2 protein-coding genes are annotated in these 3971 nt (G+C 51.4%); both read right to left on the bottom strand.

Features of this window, described 5'->3' with window-relative positions; genetic code table 11:
* Positions 1–101: 101 nt before the first annotated feature.
* Positions 102–2453 carry a heavy metal translocating P-type ATPase gene (locus POG22_RS13320; RefSeq protein WP_498905785.1) on the bottom strand — a complete coding sequence of 784 codons (2352 nt, stop codon included), beginning with the start codon at positions 2451–2453 and terminating at the stop codon, positions 102–104.
* 149 nt (positions 2454–2602) lie between these two features.
* Positions 2603–3364, bottom strand: coding sequence for a DUF7847 domain-containing protein (locus POG22_RS13315; protein WP_498905784.1), 762 nt, complete (start codon positions 3362–3364; stop codon positions 2603–2605).
* Between the last annotated feature and the right edge of the window lie 607 nt (positions 3365–3971).

The following is a 3971-nucleotide window of genomic DNA, read 5'->3' as shown; positions in this document are numbered from 1 at the left end:
GAGGGAGAGGGGGAGAGAGGGAGAGAGGGAGAGGGGGAGAGGGGGAGAAACTGTTAGCTGTTCCCTGTTCCCAATTCCCTGTTCCCTGTTCCCGATTCTCTTCACCGAAACTGTCTCCGCAGTAAAAGCGAGTTGGTGACGACGCTAACGGAACTCATGGCCATGAACGCGGCGGCGACGGCGGGATCGAGGAGAATTCCGAAACTGGGTAACAAGACGCCAGCGGCGACGGGAATTCCAATGGTGTTGTACGCAAACGCCCAAATCAGGTTTTGGCGGATTTTGTTGAAGGTCGCCCGACTGAGGCGAATCGATTGGAGAATGTCGTCGAGTCGATCGCGCATGAGGACGATTTGAGCGGTTTCGACAGCTACGTCGGTTCCGCCGTGGAGGGAAATTCCCACGTTCGCTTTAGCTAAGGCGGGGGCGTCGTTCATTCCGTCGCCGACTAACGCCACGTTGTACCCCTGTTCTTGTAACTCGACGATCGCACTGGCTTTATCGTCGGGACTAACTTCAGCGAAAACATCTTCGCCTAGCAATCCCACCTCACGGGCGATCGCGTCGGCGGATTCTCGGCGATCGCCCGTGAGTAACTTCACGCGCAATCCCAATTTTTGTAAGTGTCGCACGGTTTCGGCGGCGTCCGATCGCAACTCGTCTCGCACGGCGATAACTCCGGCCACTGCTCCATCAACGGCGACGTAAACCGCTGTATTTCCCCGACGAACGAAGGATTCTGCGTGTTGCGATACCTCGTCAGTCACCGAAACGCCATGTTTTTCTAGCCATAGCCGATTTCCAACCAGAACGTCTCGATTCTCGACGATCGCCGAAACGCCGAGTCCGGGTTCGGTGTGGACGTTTTCGACGGGGTGTAACGAAACCCCCGTGTTTTTAGCGTGACGGACGATCGCCTCGGCTAACGGATGGCTGGTATTCTGTTCGACAGACGCCGCCATCGACAACGCCGAGACGGATTGGGCGTTCCACACTTCCGTTACCGTCGGTTCTCCTCGCGTCAGAGTTCCAGTTTTATCGAAGACGACGGTATCGAGTTTGTGGACGTTTTCGAGAACGTCGCCGCCCCGGATTAACAATCCTCGTTCGGCCCCGATTCCCGTTCCCACCAGAATCGCCGTCGGTGTGGCTAATCCCAACGCACAGGGACAGGCGATCGCCAACACGTCGATGGTCAGCTTCAAACTCAACAATACTGGGGAAGTGGGGCGATCGAACATCTCGTGAACCGGCCCCAAATTGGGAAACTCGCGACTGACAGACAACACCTGCGGAAACCAATCCGTCCCAAACCCGTACCAAAACAGGAACGTCAAGGCGGCGATCGCCATAATTCCATAAGTAAAATATCCCGCCACAGTATCGGCCAACCGCTGAACCGGGGCTTTTCGGGTTTGCGCCTCCTGAACCAACCGGACGATGTGGGCGAGTGTCGTGTCTTTCCCCGTCCGCTGCGTCTGTACGACGATGCTTCCCGACTGGTTTAGGGTTCCCGCCGTCACCGTCTCTCCTACCTGTTTGAGAACCGGCATCGGCTCCCCCGTTAACATAGACTCGTTAATAGCAGTTTGTCCGGCGACGATTTCGCCATCAACGGGAATTTTTTCCCCAGCCCGCACTTGAAGGAATTCCCCCACTCGCACCTGGTTCGCCGGAAGGTCGAGAAGCGAGTTTCCGTCGAGGTGGTGTATCTTATCGGGATTCGTTACCAAACGAACTGTTTTTGGTTGCAACCCGACTAAAGATTTCAGCGACGCCGCCGCTCGATTTCTCGCCCGTTTTTCGAGCGATCGCCCCAACAGAACGAACCCCAGCAACATCACGGGTTCTTCAAAAAAGCAATCCCAACCCAAATTGGGAAACAACAACGCCGCACAACTGGCGACGTATGCAGTCGTCACCCCCAACCCGACGAGAGTGTTCATGTTGGGGGCGTTGTGTGTCAAACCTCGCCATCCATCCAGCAACAGGGGACGCCCCGGAACCAACAACGCCGCCGTCGCCAGGGTGAAGTGAAACCCAATGTTACTCAACCCCGGAATCGCCGGAAGTCCCAACATTTGAAGGTGTCCGACGACCGACAACACGATGAGGGCGATCGCTATAATCAGTTGTTGTTGCTGTTCTCGGGCGGCGTCTCGGTGGCGTTCTTCTGTCGCTTCCAAATCCTCTACGGACAATCCCGTCGCGGTACGCGGTTGGCTGGGAAATCCCGCTTCCGTGAGAGTTTGGGCGAGATGGTTCGGTTCGACGCGGTTCGGTTCGTATTCCACCGTCGCCATTTCCGTGGCGAGGTTGACGCAGGCGGATTTGACGCCGGGAATTTGGCTGAGTTTGCGTTCGACGGCTTTGACGCATCCCGCGCACTTCATCCCCCCGACATCGAGTGCGAGGGTTTGCGGGGTGTCGAGTTGGGATTGACTCAGTTGCATAGGGGACAGAGAAACGTCTGTACTTTAGGATAGCGAGTCGAAACGAGGTTTACGAGTGTTTCAGGGATACGAGACGAGAGCCAGCGATCGCCGGGATCGATCGAGGTTGCTTTCGGGGCGATCGCTGTAGGTTCGCCACTAGACTGTCGTTATGCTGCGACTTCTGGAGTGGGGGCGTTTCGCACGTAATCGAGGTTGAGGAAAAGCATCGTATACACCACCGACATGAAATATCCCGCCAGTGCGATGACTAAGGATAGCAGAACGTTCAAAACCAGTTGTACGATGGGGAACGCAGCAAAGATACCCACCAAAAAACCGACGATAAATCCCAGAACGATAAAGATAATAAAAAAGCCGATACCAATGATGAGAAAACGACCGAAGACTTTCCACCATTGTCCTTTTACGAGATTCCGGCTGTATTGAAAGGCATCAAACCCACAATCTCGCAGCGCGATCGCTTGTCCGATAAAGGCGAGGTTGACCGCTAAATAAATTCCAGGCACGACCAACAGCACTGTCCCGACACCGATAATTAATGAGGCAACTAAGCTGACGACAACCGTAATTGCAATTTTAGGAACTGCCAGTTGTAACGCAGTTTTCGCATCGATAGACTGTCTGAGAACGGCTCGTTCTGAGACGATGTGTGTTGCCAATGCAGACATCGTTCCTAATACGATCGCCAAAATGTAAAAGACGACTAAAATTGTAATATTTGACGATGTAAACTCAATCGTACCTTCAGGCGTTTCGGGTTGTGGAATAAATTGACTGATGACAATTAGCGGAAGGTTAATGACGAGAGTAAAAGTCGCGAACGTTGAGATATTTTCTTTGAAGATCGTCCAACCGAGATCGAAATAATCTCCAACTTCTGCATTGGCTTTTTGTAAGGTTTGTTGCATGGTTTTTAATCCAATTTTGAGAACTGTTTAAAATTTTATAATTGAAATCAAACGAAGACTTTCATGGTATACTTAGATTGTTTAATATCTCTAGTTTTTCAGTATTTTTTTAAGATTCCGAACCGTCTCTGACCACTGCATCGTCTCGTCACGGGCGATCGCCAGTCTCAGCCCAATTCGGTAAATTCAGAAATTTTCCCTCAATTCTCCAGAAGTAAAAATTTATCACTCGCTGAACTTGCTATATAGCGATGCAGAGAACTTGTGAAAACAGGATATTGACAAAAAGCACAAGATAAGCAGTCCTCTTGTTGGTGTCTTTCAGCACCTCAAACCCCTTTGAATTTGTTTGTCTGCTTACCTCCGACTGGAAATCGATCGATTCACGAGAACTATTGTCTAGCAAGGGTTTTTGGCGTTTTTGGCGTCACCAAGTAGCGAAATCTGAGACGATATGGTGAATCTCAGTCGGGTGCATCTCAGTTTTGCAAAAATATTGCTAAAACAGAGTGCCATTTAAGTAAGCACAGCGTAAAGAAAGAATCTTAGAAACATTCTCTACTTTCCATTGCGCTCCCGATATTTTGACTCGCATTCCGATTTGCTT

Source organism: Geitlerinema sp. CS-897 (assembly GCF_028368005.1).
GTDB classification, from domain to species: domain Bacteria; phylum Cyanobacteriota; class Cyanobacteriia; order Cyanobacteriales; family Geitlerinemataceae; genus Baaleninema; species Baaleninema simplex.
This window is presented reverse-complemented; position numbering and strand designations above follow the sequence as displayed.